The organism is Ensifer soli (assembly GCF_041928815.1).
Lineage (GTDB): Bacteria > Pseudomonadota > Alphaproteobacteria > Rhizobiales > Rhizobiaceae > JBHFEI01.
Map to the genome: position 1 here is coordinate 1 of NZ_JBHFEI010000022.1, position 15,663 is coordinate 15,663.

At 67.5% G+C, this 15,663-nt stretch carries 15 protein-coding genes; 4 read left to right on the forward strand and 11 right to left on the reverse strand.

Annotation, left to right across the window (positions count from 1 at the left end):
- The first annotated feature begins 222 nt into the window (after positions 1–222).
- On the forward strand, positions 223–1,080 hold the full coding sequence (locus ACEVQ6_RS21535; protein ID WP_374891102.1) for a DeoR/GlpR family DNA-binding transcription regulator: 858 nt from the start codon (positions 223–225) through the stop codon (positions 1,078–1,080).
- A gap of 39 nt (positions 1,081–1,119) precedes the next feature.
- On the opposite strand, the gene ACEVQ6_RS21540 is transcribed toward ACEVQ6_RS21535, so the two are convergent.
- From ACEVQ6_RS21540 to ACEVQ6_RS21575, 8 genes are all read right to left on the reverse strand, one after another.
- Positions 1,120–1,506 (reverse strand): hypothetical protein, encoded by a 387-nt coding sequence (locus ACEVQ6_RS21540; protein ID WP_374891103.1) that lies wholly within the window; start codon positions 1,504–1,506, stop codon positions 1,120–1,122.
- 81 nt (positions 1,507–1,587) lie between these two features.
- The gene (locus ACEVQ6_RS21545; protein WP_374891104.1) at positions 1,588–2,130 is read right to left on the reverse strand and encodes an SRPBCC family protein; all 543 of its coding nucleotides are present in this window, start codon (positions 2,128–2,130) and stop codon (positions 1,588–1,590) included.
- Positions 2,127–2,504 (reverse strand): ArsR/SmtB family transcription factor, encoded by a 378-nt coding sequence (locus tag ACEVQ6_RS21550; protein WP_374891105.1) that lies wholly within the window; start codon positions 2,502–2,504, stop codon positions 2,127–2,129. The genes ACEVQ6_RS21545 and ACEVQ6_RS21550 overlap by 4 nt, the downstream gene beginning before the upstream one ends.
- 809 nt (positions 2,505–3,313) lie before the next feature.
- Positions 3,314–4,264 carry a carbohydrate kinase family protein gene (locus ACEVQ6_RS21555; RefSeq protein ID WP_374891106.1) on the reverse strand — a complete coding sequence of 317 codons (951 nt, stop codon included), beginning with the start codon at positions 4,262–4,264 and terminating at the stop codon, positions 3,314–3,316.
- Between the two features lie 126 nt (positions 4,265–4,390).
- Entirely contained in the window at positions 4,391–5,326 is a 936-nt protein-coding gene (locus tag ACEVQ6_RS21560; protein WP_374891107.1) for a sugar-binding transcriptional regulator, read from the reverse strand.
- A gap of 98 nt (positions 5,327–5,424) precedes the next feature.
- Positions 5,425–6,414, reverse strand: a complete 990-nt coding sequence (locus tag ACEVQ6_RS21565; RefSeq protein ID WP_374891108.1) for an ABC transporter permease — start codon at positions 6,412–6,414, stop codon at positions 5,425–5,427.
- Positions 6,415–6,620: 206 nt separating this feature from the next.
- Positions 6,621–8,111 (reverse strand): sugar ABC transporter ATP-binding protein, encoded by a 1,491-nt coding sequence (locus ACEVQ6_RS21570; protein ID WP_374891109.1) that lies wholly within the window; start codon positions 8,109–8,111, stop codon positions 6,621–6,623.
- A 59-nt stretch (positions 8,112–8,170) separates the two neighbouring features.
- On the reverse strand, positions 8,171–9,118 hold the full coding sequence (locus ACEVQ6_RS21575; RefSeq protein WP_374891110.1) for a substrate-binding domain-containing protein: 948 nt from the start codon (positions 9,116–9,118) through the stop codon (positions 8,171–8,173).
- Between the two features lie 508 nt (positions 9,119–9,626).
- Between ACEVQ6_RS21575 and ACEVQ6_RS21580 the strand changes: the two genes are divergently transcribed.
- The 3 genes from ACEVQ6_RS21580 (at position 9,627) to ACEVQ6_RS21590 (ending at position 12,274) form a co-directional block, all read left to right on the forward strand.
- Positions 9,627–10,661: an alcohol dehydrogenase catalytic domain-containing protein gene (locus ACEVQ6_RS21580; protein WP_374891111.1), complete on the forward strand. Its 1,035-nt coding sequence runs from the start codon at positions 9,627–9,629 to the stop codon at positions 10,659–10,661.
- A gap of 152 nt (positions 10,662–10,813) precedes the next feature.
- Positions 10,814–11,539 (forward strand): hypothetical protein, encoded by a 726-nt coding sequence (locus ACEVQ6_RS21585; RefSeq protein WP_374891112.1) that lies wholly within the window; start codon positions 10,814–10,816, stop codon positions 11,537–11,539.
- Positions 11,540–11,662: 123 nt separating this feature from the next.
- Positions 11,663–12,274 (forward strand): hypothetical protein, encoded by a 612-nt coding sequence (locus ACEVQ6_RS21590; RefSeq protein WP_374891113.1) that lies wholly within the window; start codon positions 11,663–11,665, stop codon positions 12,272–12,274.
- 64 nt (positions 12,275–12,338) lie between these two features.
- Here ACEVQ6_RS21590 and ACEVQ6_RS21595 read toward each other — a convergent pair whose 3' ends face one another.
- The 3 genes from ACEVQ6_RS21595 to ACEVQ6_RS21605 are packed head-to-tail and all read right to left on the reverse strand — an operon-like array spanning position 12,339 to position 15,663.
- Entirely contained in the window at positions 12,339–13,628 is a 1,290-nt protein-coding gene (locus ACEVQ6_RS21595; protein ID WP_374891114.1) for a dihydrolipoamide acetyltransferase family protein, read from the reverse strand.
- Positions 13,629–13,630: 2 nt separating this feature from the next.
- Positions 13,631–14,629 (reverse strand): alpha-ketoacid dehydrogenase subunit beta, encoded by a 999-nt coding sequence (locus tag ACEVQ6_RS21600; protein WP_374891115.1) that lies wholly within the window; start codon positions 14,627–14,629, stop codon positions 13,631–13,633.
- Positions 14,629–15,663, reverse strand: coding sequence for a thiamine pyrophosphate-dependent dehydrogenase E1 component subunit alpha (locus ACEVQ6_RS21605; RefSeq protein ID WP_374891116.1), 1,035 nt, complete (start codon positions 15,661–15,663; stop codon positions 14,629–14,631). Before ACEVQ6_RS21605 ends, ACEVQ6_RS21600 begins: the two co-directional genes overlap by 1 nt.

Consider the following 15,663-nt stretch of genomic DNA (forward strand, 5'->3'; position numbering starts at 1 on the left):
TTCCTCGCCTCCGACGCCGCAAGCGCCATGACGGGCTCCGTCGTCACGGTGGATTGCGGATATACGATCTGGTAGCGCGCTGTCCGGAGATGCGCCGCGCCTTCACCGGCATGGCGCATTCCCGGGATGCAGCGGCTTTCGACTGAGACACGGGATGAAGCAGGGGCGACGACGGGAAAGCGGATCTGCGGGAATGCGGCAGGCTTTCAAGGAGGACGACGCATGGAAACTCCGACGAAGCGGGTCGACATGGTTCCGGCCAAGCGGCGCGCGCTCATTCTCGAGCACCTGCGCGTCAATGGCGCGGCCAGCATCCAGGAGCTCGCCGACACGATCGGCGGCTCGCAGTCGACGGTGCGCCGCGACCTCGAACATCTCGTCGAAAAGGGCTATCTCGAGCGCACCCATGGCGGCGCCCACCTGTTGCAGCCGGCACGCGCCACCTTCGAGCGCGAGACCTCGGTCAACGCGCAACTCCACCATGCCGAGAAGGTGGCGATCGGCCGCGAGGCGGCGCTGCGCCTCAGCGCCCGCGACAGCGTCATCTTCGATTCGTCCTCGACCGTGATGGAGGCGGTGCGCGCGGCCGCCGAGCGCGACCTGCCGCTGACCGTCGTCACCAACAGTCTCGAAATCGCCGATTTCGCCGCCGACGTGAAATCGTGGCGCGTGATCATGCCGGGCGGCACCATCCGCCCCGGCTACCGCCATCTCGCCGGAGAGCCGGGCGAGAGCTTCATCCGCACGCTGCATGCCGACGTCTGCCTGAGCGGCGTGTCGGCGGTCACCGGCGCGCTCCTAACCGAAATCGCGCTGGAGGTCGCCTCGCTGAAGCGTGCGATGATCCGCGCCGCGCGCCGGACGATCCTGCTCGTCGACAGCACGAAGTTCACCGCGCCCGGCTTCTGCACGCTTTGCGACGTGTCCGAAATCGACGAGGTGATCACCGACACGGGGGCGACCGAGGAAGAACTCGCCCCCTTGCGCGCGGCCGACCGTCGCATCACGCTGGTCCCGGTGAGCCGTTCCGCCGCGACCGCCGCACGGACCGGCAATGCCGGGCCGGGCGAGGCGGGCTGAGCGATCACCGCCTGCGGGATCCGGGCGTCCGATCTGCCCTCAGCGCAGCACCTTGTAGATAGACGGATCGAAAATCGAGGCCAGCGTCTTGATCTCGGAACGCCCGGCGCCGGCGATCTCGGCCCGGTAGCCTGAAACGAGGCTCTTCACCTCTTCCGCCTTCTTGCCCTCGCAGGTCTTCGCGCAGGCGCCGACCGCCCGGGCGACGCCGTTGAGGGCGACGGCCACCGACCGGTAGTCCGGCCTGTCGGAGAAGCGGCCCGCCGCCTTCTTCAGGGCCGCAGCGGTACATTTCCCGTCGCCGCAGGCCCGGATCTCGGCCGTCGCGCGGCTTTTGACGCTTTTGGACAAGCCCGCATCGAAGGCGAAGGCCGGCGCGGCCAGGACGAGGCCGGCCATCACGACTGCAACGACACCACACCGCATGTTTCTCTCCTCAAGAACAACTCTTGCGGGAGCTTCGGGCAGGGGACGCGCCGTGTCAAGCGCGTCCTGCCGTCATCCGCGTCAGGCCGGAAAGCGCTGCTCGTACTCGGCGCGAAGGCCCGTCCATCTGTCCCAGAAGGGCACTGGCTCCGTCTCCGACAGCCGGGCGGCAAGCACGTCGAGAGGGGCATGCCAGCCGGAACTGACATTCAGGAGCACGCCACGGTCGGGAACGCGGCGGTGGGTGATGGTCAGCACCACCTCGCCGTCCGAGGCGGCGAGATCGAAGGCGACCTCGCTGGCACTGCCCCAGGTGATGACGAGGCGCACCGGCGCCTCGACCGCCAGCACCCGGCACGTCATGCCGTGCGACTCGCCGAAACCCGGCGGGCGCGCTCCCGGCGGATCCGTCAGGTCGTCGTTGCGCCAGGTCAGGACGAAGGATGCACCCGGCTCGAGCGGCATGTCGCCCGAGGCGAGCCACCGGCGACGCAGCTCGCCGTCAGTGAGATAGGCCCAGACCCGCTCGACCGGCCCGGGCAGGCGCCGTTCGATCCGGAGCGTTGCCGGTTCGGTCAGCACGCCATAGGCGGCCGGTCTTGCAAGCGTCATGGCATCGGTCATGTCTCGTCTCCTTCATCAGCGACGGGGGGTGGAACGGATCGGAGCGCGTCGTCCTCGCGAAGCAGCCGCTCGAGCGTGTCGAGACGGGCGGACCAGAAGCGCTCATAAACGGCAAGCCAGCGATGGGCCTCGGCGAGCGGCCCTGCTTCGAGATGACACAGATGGGTGCGTCCGCGCACGTCGCGGCGGATCAGTCCCGCCCCCTCCAGCACCTTGATATGCTTGGACGCCGCCGCGAGCGACATCGAGAACGGCTCGGCAAGCTCGCCGACGGTGCGCGCCCCCCCGGCCAGCCGTTCCAGCATGCGCCGCCGCGTCGGGTCGCCGAGGGCATGGAAGACCGTGTCGAGGGGAAGGGGCAATAATTCAACCATGTGGTTGAATATAACGATGCCGCCTTAATAGTCAACCATTCGGTTGAATATTTCGCGCCTGCCGTCCGCACAGGCCGGGAAGCGCGTCCTCGTTCTGGGAAGAGGTGGGCGCCCGAGTGGAAAAGCGCCGCCGAACGCGCCGGCACATGGCTGGTGAAGAGGGGACCGCCTACCGGATCGTCCGGCACAAAGCGATCTTGCTGCGGCCGGGAATGCTCCGGCAGGGCGGCCTCGGACCCCGGCGGCCGGGCACACCTCACGCCGCCTGGACGTATCCGGCCGATCTCGCCGTCGCCGCTCTACGGCGGCGCGACCGGTTTGAACAGGGTACGGTCGGGCATAAGGCCGGAAACTGCCTTCCGTCGAGGCTCGCGCAGAGAGCGACAACGTGCGTCCACCCCCGCCGAAACCGCGATCTTCACGGATCGGACGGCGACGCACGGCGGGCGCAGCGAGATTGCGCCTTGCACTTCGCCGTCCGAGGCCGGTGACGGGTGCACGGGATCGCGCCGCGACGGACGCAGACGGTGAATCACGCCCGGGTATTCACGCCGCTGGCGGCCGTCCAGCCGTCGATCCCGCGGGTGAAACCCTCGATGACGCAGAGCGGCCCATGGGAAAGCCCTGGCGGAGCGTCCTCGGACGCGACGTCCCGTGTGTGCCGACCATGGCAAGGAGGCCGGTATCGGGGAGCGGCCCGACGGCGACCCGCTTCAATCAAATGTCCGGTTCGTGCACCACGGTCACGCGTCCCGGAAGGGTGCAGCCGCGGCGCTGGCGCCGCGACCTCCCGGCCCGGACCGCGGGCGTCAGGCCGCGCGCTTCACCGGGGTGCGCCGCAGGAAGGCGAGCGTGCTTTCGAGATCGACCACGCCCGCCTGGCTGCCGAGGCCGGTCGCGTTCAGCGCCGAGGAGGCCTGGCCGAGACGGGTCGTCTCTTCCGGGTCGTAGCCGTTGATCAGGCCGGTGGCGAATCCGGCATTGAAGGCGTCGCCGCAGCCGCAGGTGCAGACGACGTCGATCTCGAAGGCGGGCATATGGAAGCGCGTGCCGTCGACATGGTGATAATAGGCCCCGTCCGCCCCCATGGTCATCACCGTGCAGGCGACGCCGAGATCGTTGAAGTAGCGGCCGATGTCCTCCTTCGCCTCGAGGCCGGACAGGGCGCGCGCCTCCTCGATCGAGGGGATGAAATAGTCGGTGTGCGGCAGCAGGCCGGCAACGCTCGCCATGTCCTTCTTGCTGGCGGCGAAGACGTCGAGCGTGGTGATGCGTCCGCGCCGCTTGGCTTCCGCCATCAGCGCGAAGGAGGGCGGCCCGTCCATCCGGTCCATCAGCCCCGTGCCGCCGACATGGACGATCTTCGCGTCGAGAACCCGGTCGTAGTCGGCTTCGGTGATCTCGAAGGCGCCGGTGGCGCCGCGCTTGTGCAGCGCCGGGCGCTGCCCGTCCGGCCGTGTCGTCACGATGGTGGAGGAGGTGGAGACGCCGCGGCAGAGCTGCATCATCCCGGTGTCGATGCCGAAATCGCCCATGCGCTTCAGCACCCACTCGCCCATCAGGTCGTCGCCGACACCGCCGACCGCCTGGACCCGCAGGCCGTATTTCGCCGCGACCACTGCCGCGGCACCCGCCGCGCCCGACACGGCGAGGGCGAAATCCTCGACGAAATAGGTGTCGCCGCCGGGCGGGATCGCCGTCACCGGCCGCGCCAGGCAATCGAACGTGTAGAAACCGATCGACGTGTAATCATAGGACATTGCGATTTCCTCCTCGCTATCTCAATCGCTGACGCGATCACGAAGGGCGCCGCCTGCGGCACCCGCATCTTTCCTTTTCGAGGCCTCCGGGCGCCTCGTCTCCTCCGCCCGCGCCCCTCTGCCCGGTCAGGTGTCGAGCAGCCGCTCGGCCACCTGCTCGTCGGTGATCAGCACATGGGGCGACAAGAGCCGCATCGATGCCCGGATCACCGGCAGCTTGTGCCAGCCGCCGGACGCCAGCACGATCTTGCGCGCCGAGCGCAGCGTCTGCGGATCGACGGCGACGACCCGATGGTTGATATCATGGTCGAGCACCGCGCCGTCCGCATTCATGAAGCGGCAGAGCACGTCGCCGACGGCCCCGGCGCGCTCGAGCGACGCCATTTCCTCCTTTTCGAGCAGACCGTACCGGCCGAAGGTGGAGGACGGCGACAGGTCGCCGACGCTGACGACGGCGAGGTCGAGGTTCTCCGAACGGCGGAACACCTCGCGGATGCCGGGATGGGTGAGCAGCGCCGTGCGCGTCCGCTCGTCCGGCGCGTAGACGGGTGCGGCGATCAGGTAGCTTTCCGCCGACAGCCGGTCGCCGAGCCGCCAGGCGAGTTCGGACGGGTTGAAGGTGCTGACCCGCGTCAGCCCGCCGAGCAGCGACACGACGGAGATGCCGGCCTGCGACTGCTGCGGGATCGACGGCAGGCAGGAGCTCAGCGTCTTGCCCCAGCCGAGCCCGATCGTCATGTTCGGTTTCAGCACGTCGGTGAGATACTCGCCGAGCACGGTGCCGATGATCTCCGGCACCATGTCCGCCCTCTGCGGCATCGGCACGACGATCGCCCGCTCCAGCCGGTAGCGCTTCTCGATCTGCCGCTCCAGCTCGACGCAGTGGCTGTGGCGGGTGAGCACGCGGATCTGCACCGTGCCGTCGGTGCGCGCCGTCGCCAGCATCCGCAGCACCTTCGTCCGCGTCAGGCCCAGTTCTTGGGCGATCTGGTCCTGCGTCAGTCCCTCCTTGTAGTACATCCACGCCGCGCGGGTTCTCAGATCATGGGTAAGGTCGGACACCGATGCTTCGCTTTCCGTTACGGTTGGCCTCACCATGCCTATAGTCGAGCTTCCGGTCGATGACCACTGCGCGCGGGGACCGGTGGGAAACAAGGGTTTCAGCCCCGGCGGCGGAAGAGATCGACGAGGACGGCGATCAGCACAACGCAGCCGACGATGACGCGCTGCCAGAAGCCGGACACGTTGAGCAGCACCGTGCCGTTGGCGAGAACCGTCAGCAGCATCGCGCCGAGCATGGTGCCGACGATCGAGCCCTGGCCCCCACGCAGGCTGGTGCCGCCAAGGATCGCCGCGGTGATCGCGCCCATCAGCCAGCCCTCGCCGACCGAGGGCTGGCCGGCGTCCATGCGGCTGGCAAACAGGATGCCGGCGAGCGCGGCGAACATGCCGGCAAGGCCGAAGACGAGGAACTCGACATATTTCGCCCGGATGCCGACGAGCACGGCCGCGTCGCGGTTGCCGCCGATGGCGAAGATGTTGCGGCCGAACTTCGTCTGGGTCAGCAGCCAGATCAGCACCACGCCGGAGAGAAGGAAGAGGACGACGGGCACCGGCACCGAGAGGATCTCGCCCTTGCCGAAGAAGCCGAAGGTCTCTCCCAGGGGCCGGATCGGATAGCCCTTGGTGATGACCATGGTCAGCCCCGCGAAGATCTCCCAGGTGGCGAGCGTGACGATGAAGGGATTGAGCCTCAGGCCCGCGACGAAGAAGCCGTTGACGAAGCCGAGGCACATGCCGAAGGCCATGGTCAGCGGAAGGACCATGTAGGGGTGAATGCCGAGCACCGTCAGCATCAGCGAGCCGACGATGGCGGAAAGCCCCGCCGCCGCGCCCACCGAAAGATCGATGCCGCCGACGAGCAGCACCAGCGTCTGGCCGAGCGCGACGAGGCCGACGAAGGCCGCCTGGCGGGCGACGACCGACATGTTGTAGGTCGAGAGGAAGTTGTCGGTGGCGAGCGACAGGACCAGCATCAGCGCGATCAGGGCCACGAGGATGCCGCTCGCCTCCCACTGCCAGAAGCGAGTGACGAGGCCGGGGCGTTGCGCCTTCCTGACCGGGGAGGATGCGGCGATATCGTGTGTCATCGTGTCAAACCTTCACTGTCCGGACCGCCGCGCCGCGTATCCGGCGTCTCGCGCTCCTTCGTGTTGATGTCTCGTGTCGAAGCGGCGCGCCGGCCGGACTGGCCTGGAGCATTTCCGGTGACCACGGGATCGCCTTCAATGCTCTCAGTCTTTCTTTCTGTCGCATTCTCCGGCGCCGAAGCGATCACGCTTCGGCGGGAAATGCTCTAGCTCATGGCGAGCTGCAGCAGCGATTCCTGCGTCGCGCTCGCGGCGGTCGGGATGCCCTTGACCCTGCCCTCGTGCATGACGACGATGCGGTCGGAGACGTCGAGCACCTCCTCGAGTTCGGAGGAGATGAAGAGGATCGACAGGCCTTCCCGGTCGGTGAAGCGGCGCAGCTCGTTCTGGATCTCGAATTTCGCCGCGACGTCGATGCCGCGTGTCGGCTCGTCCATGATCAGCACGCGGGCGTTCTGCATCAGCCAGCGGCCGATGATGACCTTTTGCTGGTTGCCGCCGCTCAAGCTGGTGATCAGGTCGCGCGGCGAGCCGAGCTTGATGCGCAACCGCTCGATGAAGCCGTCGACCTCGCGCATCATGTCGCGGTTGCGCATAGTCAGCCCGCCGGTGAAGCGGCCGAGCGAGGGCATGCACATATTCTCGCTGATCGAGAGCAGCGGGAAGATGCCCTCCTGCTTGCGTTCCTCCGGCAGGTAGACGAGCCCGCTCTGGATGCAGCCGAGCGGCGTGCGGCTCTCCAGCGGCTTGCCGAACAGCTCGACCGTGCCGCTGTCGGCGCGCGTCAGGCCGAAGATGCATTTCGCGACCTCGGTGCGACCGGCGCCGACGAGGCCGGACATGCCGAGGATCTCGCCCTTGTGCAGCTCGAAGCTGACATTCTCGAATTCCCCCTGGCGGGTGAGGCCGGTGACCTTCAGCACCACCTCGCCCTTCTCGATACCCAGATGGGGCGCCGGGTTGCCGCGGCCGACGACGCGGCCCGCCATGCTGCGGATCATCTCCTCCTTGTCGGTCGTCTTCGGATCGAGGGCGCCGACATAGGCGCCGTCGCGCAGCACCGTGATGCGGTCGGAGAGTTCGAGGATCTCGTCGAGACGGTGGGAGATGTAGAAGATCGAGCCGCCACTCGCGCGGAAAGCGCGGATATAGGCGAAGAGCTTGTCCGTCTCGCGCGAGGTCAGCGTCGCCGTCGGCTCGTCGAGCATGATGATCTCGGCCGACGTGGCGGCGGCGCGGGCGATCTGGACGAGCTGCTGCTGCGCCTTGCTCAGCCGGAACACCGGCAGCGCCGGGTCGATGGAATTGTCGATCTCGAGCAGGTGGCGCACGGCGCTCTCGCGCGTCGCCTTCCAGTCGATCATGCCGGCGCGGGTCAGCTGCGCGCCGAGCATTATGTTTTCGGCGACCGTCAGGTTCGGGACAAGATTGATTTCCTGCGGCGCGATCGAGATGCCGGCCTTCTGCGCGTCGAGCGGCCGGTGGAAGACCGTCTCGACGCCGTTGCGGCGCAATGTGCCGGAGGTCGGGCGCATCTTGCCGCAGAAGATGTTCATCAGCGTCGACTTGCCGGCGCCGTTCTCGCCGATGATGGCGTGCACCTCGCCCTTGCCGATGCCGATCGACACACCTTTCAGCGCATGGACGACCCCGTAGGACTTGGCGATGTCGACCGCCTCGAAGATGAATTGCGTCATGGCCTGCCTCCTCCCGGCAGGCGCGCATCGGACGATGCGCGCCCGCAGAAGCGGTTTCCTCAGTTGCACTGGTCCTTGGTGATGAAGAACGAGCCGGTGTCGTGGAACATCGGATAGGTGTGGTTCTCGTTCATCGCCACCAGGTACTTGACCGCCCAGTAGCCCATGTCCCACTGGCGCTGGGCCTTGAGGGCCGTGATCGTGCCGTCGCAGACCGCGTCGACGGCCTCCGGCAGGTCGTCCATGCCGACGATCGCCACCTTGCCGGCGAGCCCGGCATTCTTCACGGCACGGGCCGCGCCGATCGGGTTCGAGGCGTTCGAGCCGAAGATGCCGGCGATGTCGGGGTTTGCCTGCAGCGCGTTCTCGGTCAGCGTCACGGCTTCCTCGAGGATGTCGTTGTCGGGCTGCTCGAAGACGATCTGCATGTCCGGATGGGCTTCCAGCGCCTTCTTGAAGCCCTGGATGCGCTCCACATGGTCGGAAGCGGTCAGGCTGCCGGCGAGGATGCCGACCTTGCCCTTGCCGCCGAGATGCTTTGCGAGGAATTCGCCGAGGTCGAAGCCGTCCTGGTAGCTGCTCTTCGGGCCGATGAAGGGAAAGCCCTCGTCGCAGAAGGAGTTGAAGGTGACGACGTTGACGCCGGCGGTCTTCGCCTCGCCGAGGAGCTGGACATTGGTGGCGCGGTCGAGGCAGGCGACGGCGAGGCCGTCCGGCTTGCGGCCGATATTGGCCTCGATGCGCTGGTTCTGGTCGGCGACGTCGGCCTGCGGCGGCTGGTCCCAGATCACGTTGACGGTGATGCCGGACTTCTTCAGTTCCTCGGCGGCGAACTTGCTGCCCTCGGCAACGACGTCGTACCAGGGATGGATGACCTTCGGAATGAAGACGAAGGTCAGTTCCTTGTCGATCGGCTTGATCAGGTCCTGCTGGCCCGCGGCCGACGCGCCGGTGGCGGCGACAAGCGAGGCCAGTCCGGCCGCGGCCAGAAGTGTCGTGAGTTTCATGGTTAACCTCCCGTTTGGATGATGGCCGCCCGTCCCTCGGGCGGCAAGAACGCGGCCGGGATCCCCCCGCCCGCAAAACCCTGGCTTCGCCTCAGTCGAAGCGATGCCCCTCCGTGGCCGTGCCGGAGCACGCCCGTGCCACCTTCATGAGATGCCCGGCGACGGCGGCAACGCATGCGGCGATCCGACCGGTGACGGCGCAGTGTCCGGCAGCCCCACGATCGTCACACATCCTGTCCTCCCGCCTGCGAAACCGAAACATTTATTTACAGACAAAAATAAATGTTCACGATTGATGATTTTTGTCAACCGGTTTTGACGTGCGCTAGGGAAACGGCGAACATGGCTTTGTTCTCGTTTCTCAATTTGTCACTCTGAGCGCCGGATGCGGGGCGGTCCCCGGAAAAAATCGGCCGATCATCGGACAAGCCCGGAAAAGACCTCTCAGGGACATCTTGCATATTTGTAATTTTTATCGCACATATGTGCAAATTGAGCGGAGAGCATCATGAAAGCTGGATTGCTGAAGGCACCGAACGATCTCGCATTCGAGACCGTGGCCGACCCCGAAATCGCGGAAGGCGACGTGCTGATCCGCGTGCGCGCCGCGACGATCTGCGGCACGGACATCCGCATCTTTCGCGGCCGCAAGACCGCCGGCATCCGTTACCCGTCGATCCTCGGCCATGAATTCGCCGGCGAGATCGTCGAGCCCGGCCGCTCCGGCTTTCAATGCGGCGAGGCTGTCTGCGTCTGTCCGGCGATCCCCTGCGGCAATTGCGACTACTGCAAGCGCGGCTACGAGAACATCTGCCGCAACCTGATCGCCATCGGCTACGAGGTCGACGGCGCGTTCGCCGAATATATCCGCATCCCGGCGATCGCGGCCGAGAAGCAGAATATCTTCAAGATCCCCGATTCGGTCGGCTGGGAGAAGGCCGCGCTGGTCGAGCCGCTCTCCTGCGTGCTGAACGGCCAGGAAAAGATCGGGGTGGGCGTCGGCGACACGGTGGTGATCCTCGGCTCCGGCCCGATCGGGCTGCTGCATGTCAAGCTGGCACGGCTCTCCGGCGCGCTGAGGATCATCGTCAGCGAGCCGAGCGCCTCGCGCCGCGAGGCGGCGATCGCCGCGGGCGCCGACATCGTCGTCGATCCGGTCAACGAGGACCTGCAGGCGATCGTCCGCGGGGTCACCAAGGGGCTCGGCGCCGACAAGCTGATCGTCGCAATCGGCGTGACCAAGCTTGCCAACGACGCACTGTCGCTGGTGCGCCATCGCGGCAAGGTCAGCCTCTTCGCCGGCTTCTCCGCCACCGACACGGCGGTGATGGACGTCAACCTGATCCACTACAACGAACTCGTCGTCACCGGCTCCTTCGGCCTCGACCGCCGCCAGTTCGAGACGTCGCTGAACCTCATCGCCTCCGGCCTGATCGAGGTCGATTCGATGCTGACGCACCGTTTCGAGCTGAAGGACATCGGCGAGGCGCTGGCGACCGCCGAGCGCGGCGCCGCCGTCAAGGTCGCCGTCGTCAACGGCTGAGCGGGAGTGCTGCGACGGCTGCCCGACAGGCATCCAGACCGTGGCAAACGGCGCCGGTCCGGATCGACGGCGCGCGCGCGCCATGCCATACTCGGACCCGACGGAAAAACGGCCGCCGGACGGGTGCGGCCTTGCGGCTGGGGATCACGGTGATGCGTAGCACGGTCGGGAGAGAGATCCGGGACACGGCCAAGGACCAGTTGCGCGGCATGCGCCATCTGGTGCGCCTGCTCGGCTCGGACGAAGAACGCAAACGGCTCGCCAGGCACGGGCTGCCGGAGGTGCCCGAGGAGGTCGATCGCCTGGTCGGGCGCACCTTCCGCGCCGTCGACGGCGTGATGAGCCTCGTCGAGGCGGCCGCGGCGCCCTTCCGCTCGCAGGCCGCGCCCCCACCCGGTTTCGGCACGATCGAGGCCTATGCGGACCCGGGAGAGGACGCCGCCGCCGCCTTTTCGGGCGATCTCTACCGCGTGCTGAAGCTCGCCGCCGGAACGCGCGATCCGAACCCGCTCATCCTCAGCGCCCGCCTTGCCGGCATCCATCGGGAACTGGCGACCCGCGCCGGGACGCTTGCCGATCCGGGCGACGGCGCGGGCCTCGCGGCCGCCCTCTTCCTCGCGCTCTCGCGCCGCCATCCGCTCGCCGGCCCGAACCCGCCGGAAGGCGACGCCGAGATCCGGATCCATGCTGCGACCGCGCTGATCTTCGGCCTCACCGCCAGCGGCCGCCTGCCGCGCGCCGAGGTGCCGGAGATCGTCACCGACGCCCTCCTTGCCGCGGGCGCCCGGATCGAGATCTTCCGGGATGCCGCCACGACCGATACCGAAACGGACGCACTTGACGCGGTGTTGCGCAGCCTGCTCGCCCATCTGGGGTAGGACGGCGGACCCTCGTTTTTGCACAATTGACCGGCTCGGGGCGCGGATGTACGCTCCGTCCTTGCAAGACAACGGGCATCCGGTCGAAGAACCGGACGCCCGCCTCGGTGGAGTTTTGAAACGATGGATCTGTCGGTCCAGCAGGAAATCGCCAGCGTTCCGGACCTTGCCCACCGGCTGCGCCAGTTGCGGTGGTTCCGGCGCTCCTTCGCGCTCGGCACGCGCGTGCTGTCGCGGCGCTACGGGCTTTCGGCGACGGTGGACGAGGAGGTGCTGGCCCGCGTCTTCCTCGACTGGGTCGACGTGCTCGAACGGAAGAAGCCGCTTGCCGCCGTCAACCGCGCCGATTTCATCATGTTCGCCGGCGGCCTCGTGCTTCGCGAGCTGATCCGGGCGAGACCGGTCCGCGTCGAGCTGAAGCCCGTGACCGCGGGGACGCCGGTGCCGGAGATCGTCGCCTTCTGGCCCGAGGGGTTCGTCTACACGCATTTCTGCATCAGCGCCGTCTGCGCCGTGCACCAGCAGGAATTCGGCAAGCCGCTGCCGCTGTCGAAGAGCGTCGACGACCTGCGCACCTGGTGGTCGTTCCGCGACAATACCCGCGACATGCCGGCCTATGCGATCGCCTTCCTCGACCGCTTCTTCGACGCCGAGCCGAACTGGGCGGTGCCGGATCTGCCGGAATTCCGGCGGGCGATGCGCCTGCCGCCGCAGGACGCCCTCCCGTCTCATTGAACCGGACACGGCAAAGCCCCGCCACGACGGTGGTCGGGGCCTTGCCGGCATGCGGGAAACCGTGTCAGACGATCATCGCCATCGGCCGCTCGATATAGGAGCGGAACGCCGCCAGAAGCTCCGCGCCGAGCGCGCCATCGACGGCGCGATGATCAGTCGAGAGCGTGACGGTCATCAGCGTCGCCGCCTTCACCGCGTCGCCGACGATCACCGGGCGGCGCTCGCCCGCGCCGACCGCGAGGATCGTCGCATGCGGCGGATTGACGATTGCGGCGAAGTCGCGCACGCCGAACATGCCGAGATTGGAGATGGCGCCGGTGCCGCCCTGGTACTCCTCGCCCTTCAGCTTGCCCTCCCTCGCCCGCGCCGCAAGATCCTTCATCTCGTTGGAAATCGAGGACAGCGTCTTGATCTCCGCCCGGCGCACGATCGGGGTGATGAGCCCGCCCGGCACCGAGACGGCGACGCCGATATCGGCGTGGCGATGCTTGAGGAGATGATCCTCCTCCCAGGAGACATTGGCGCCGGGCACGGCGCGCAGCGCCATGGCATAGGCCTTGATCACCATGTCGTTGACCGAGATCTTGTAATCCGGCTTGCCGTCAACCTGGGGCGCCGAGGCGTTCAGTTCGGTGCGCAGCGTCAGCAGCGCGTCGATGCTGCAATCCGCCGACAGGTAGAAATGCGGCACCGTGCTTTTCGCCTCGACGAGACGGCGGGCGATGGTGCGGCGCATGCTGGTGTGCGGCACGACCTCGTAGCTGCCCTCGGCGAAGAGGCGGCGTACCGTCTCGGCCGGCCGGGGCACATCGGCCGGACGCGCGATTTCCGCCGCCACGGCTGGCGCAGGAACGACGACCTGCGCCGCATCCGCCGCCGTCCGGGCCTCGACATCGGCGCGGGTGACACGGCCATGCGGCCCGGAGCCTGCGACCGAAGCGAGGTCGAGCCCCGCCTGCCGGGCGAGCCGGCGGGCAAGCGGCGTGGCGCGCACGGTCTCCCCCTTCGCCGCTGCCGGCACGAGGATCGGCCCGGCCGACGCTCCGCCGCCCTCCGCCGCCTTCGGAAAGACGGTGGCGGTGCCGGTCGCGGCAGGCCGCTTCGCATAGGCCTCGCCCTCCTCGTAGATCCAGGCGACGGCGGAGCCGACCGCGATGTCGACGCCCTCGGCACCGACGACGTCGCGAAGCACGCCGCTTGCCGGCGCGTCGACCTCCATCGCCGCCTTGTCCGTCTCGATCTCGAAGAGCACCTCGCCCTTCTTCACCGGCGCATTCGCCTCGAAGAACCATTTCGAGATCCGCCCCGTCGCCATGTCCATGTCGACCTTCGGCAGGATGACTTCGACGGGCATGGTCAGCGCACTCCCTTCGCAAGGTCGCGGGCGGCGGCAATGATCCCCGGCACCTGCGGCACGGCCGCCTTTTCCAGATCCGGATTGTAGGGGATCGGCGTCTCGGCGCCGCCGAGGCGCACGATCGGCGCGTCGAGATAGTCGAAGGCCTCGCTCTCGGCGATCATGGCGCTGATCTCGGCGCCGACGCCGAGCGTCTTGACGCCTTCATAGACGCAGAGGAGCCGCGACGTCTTCTTGACGCTCTCGATCACCGTCTCGCGGTCGATCGGCCGGATGGTGCGCAGGTCGATGACCTCGACGTCGATGCCCTCTGCGGCGAGCGTTTCCGCCGCCTCGAGCGCCTTGTGCACCATGATGGCGGTGGCGACGATCGTCAGGTCCGTGCCGGCGCGGCGGATCTCGGCCTTGCCGATCGGCACGGTGTAATGGCCCTCCGGCACCGGGCCCTTCATCTTGTAGAGCAGCTTGTGCTCGAAGATCATCACCGGGTCGGGATCGGCGATCGCGGCGAGCAGCATGCCCTTGACGTCATGGGGCGTCGCCGGCTGGATCACCTTGAGGCCCGGCACATGGCCGAACCAGGCTTCGAGGCTTTGGCTGTGCTGGGCCGCGGCCCCCGTGCCGGAGCCGGCCGGAAAGCGCATGACGACGGGCACGGAGACCTCGCCGCCGAGCATGTAGCGCATCTTCGCCGCCTGGTTGACGATCTGCTCCATCGCTAGCGTGGCGAAATCGGAGAACTGGAACTCGAAGATCGGCCGGAGCCCCGTCACCGCCGCGCCGACGGCGACGCCGGCGCCGCCGAGCTCGGAGATCGGCGTGTCCATCACCCGGTCGGGACCGAAGCGTTCGATCAGGTCGCCGGTCACCTGGAAGGCGCCGCCATAGACGCCGATATCCTCTCCCATCAGCACGACGCGCTCGTCGGCCTCCATCGCCAGCGCCATCGCTTCCTGGATGGCCTGCGAATAGCTCAATTCCCTGACAGCGGCATTCATCACGCCTGCTCCGTATAGACAAAGTTGGTAAGGTCGGCGGTTTCCGGCGCCGGGCTCGCCTTGGCGAACTCGATCGCCTCGGCGATCTCCTTCGCGACGGAGGCGCGCACGGCATCGAGCTCCGCGCGGGTGGCGATGCCGAACTCGGCGAGCTGCGCCTCGTAGCGGATGATCGGATCGCGATTGGTCATCCAGTCGTCGATCTCGTCCTTGGTGCGGTAGCGGTTGCGGTCGCTTTTCGAATGGCCGCGATGGCGGTAGGTTTTGCATTCGATCAGGCTCGGCCCCTCGCCGCGCCGGGCGCGCTCCACCGCCGCGTGGGACGCCTCCGCCACGTCGGAGAGCACGTTGCCGTCGACGATGGTGCCGGGCATGGCATAGGCGGAGGCGCGATCGGCGATGTTGGCGACGGCGGTGGAACGCGCCGTCGAGGTCGACATGCCGTAGCCGTTGTTCTCGCAGACGAAGATCACCGGTAGCTTCCAGACGGCCGCCATGTTCAGCGCCTCGTGGAAGGCGCCCTCGTTGTTGGCGCCGTCGCCGAAGAAGGAGACGACGACCTTGCCGGTCTTCAGCCGCTTGGCCGTCAGCGCCGCGCCGACGGCGATCGGCAGGCCGCCGCCGACGATGCCGTTGGCGCCGAGATTGCCGGTGGTGACGTCGGCGATGTGCATCGAACCGCCGCGCCCGGCGCAGTAGCCCGTGGTCTTGCCGAAGAATTCGGCGAACATGCGGCTCACGTCGGCGCCCTTGGCGATGCAATGGCCATGGCCGCGATGGGTCGAGGTGATCTGGTCGTCATTGGTCAGCGGCAGGCAGATGCCCATGGCGCTCGCCTCCTGCCCGATCGACAGGTGCATCGTGCCGTGGATCAGGCCGCGCATGTAGCTTTCCTCGGCCCCTTCCTCGAACTGGCGGATCAGGTGCATCTTGCGCAACGCCTCGAGAAGCGCTGCGCGATCGTAATTCTGGAAGAGGAACGGCAGGTTGCTCGCCTCGGGCGTGGTCTTTTCGGCAGTCGCGGGTTCACCCAT

Coding starts and splice junctions, on each gene's coding strand:
- ACEVQ6_RS21605 (WP_374891116.1), bottom strand. CDS start 15,663: ATGGGTGAACCCGCGACTGCCGAAAAGACCACGCCCGAGGCGAGCAAC.
- ACEVQ6_RS21540 (WP_374891103.1), bottom strand. CDS start 1,506: ATGCGGTGTGGTGTCGTTGCAGTCGTGATGGCCGGCCTCGTCCTGGCC.
- ACEVQ6_RS21585 (WP_374891112.1), top strand. CDS start 10,814: ATGCGTAGCACGGTCGGGAGAGAGATCCGGGACACGGCCAAGGACCAG.
- ACEVQ6_RS21590 (WP_374891113.1), top strand. CDS start 11,663: ATGGATCTGTCGGTCCAGCAGGAAATCGCCAGCGTTCCGGACCTTGCC.
- ACEVQ6_RS21570 (WP_374891109.1), bottom strand. CDS start 8,111: ATGACGCAATTCATCTTCGAGGCGGTCGACATCGCCAAGTCCTACGGG.
- ACEVQ6_RS21535 (WP_374891102.1), top strand. CDS start 223: ATGGAAACTCCGACGAAGCGGGTCGACATGGTTCCGGCCAAGCGGCGC.
- ACEVQ6_RS21575 (WP_374891110.1), bottom strand. CDS start 9,118: ATGAAACTCACGACACTTCTGGCCGCGGCCGGACTGGCCTCGCTTGTC.
- ACEVQ6_RS21580 (WP_374891111.1), top strand. CDS start 9,627: ATGAAAGCTGGATTGCTGAAGGCACCGAACGATCTCGCATTCGAGACC.
- ACEVQ6_RS21565 (WP_374891108.1), bottom strand. CDS start 6,414: ATGACACACGATATCGCCGCATCCTCCCCGGTCAGGAAGGCGCAACGC.
- ACEVQ6_RS21600 (WP_374891115.1), bottom strand. CDS start 14,629: ATGAATGCCGCTGTCAGGGAATTGAGCTATTCGCAGGCCATCCAGGAA.
- ACEVQ6_RS21550 (WP_374891105.1), bottom strand. CDS start 2,504: ATGGTTGAATTATTGCCCCTTCCCCTCGACACGGTCTTCCATGCCCTC.
- ACEVQ6_RS21595 (WP_374891114.1), bottom strand. CDS start 13,628: ATGCCCGTCGAAGTCATCCTGCCGAAGGTCGACATGGACATGGCGACG.
- ACEVQ6_RS21555 (WP_374891106.1), bottom strand. CDS start 4,264: ATGTCCTATGATTACACGTCGATCGGTTTCTACACGTTCGATTGCCTG.
- ACEVQ6_RS21545 (WP_374891104.1), bottom strand. CDS start 2,130: ATGACCGATGCCATGACGCTTGCAAGACCGGCCGCCTATGGCGTGCTG.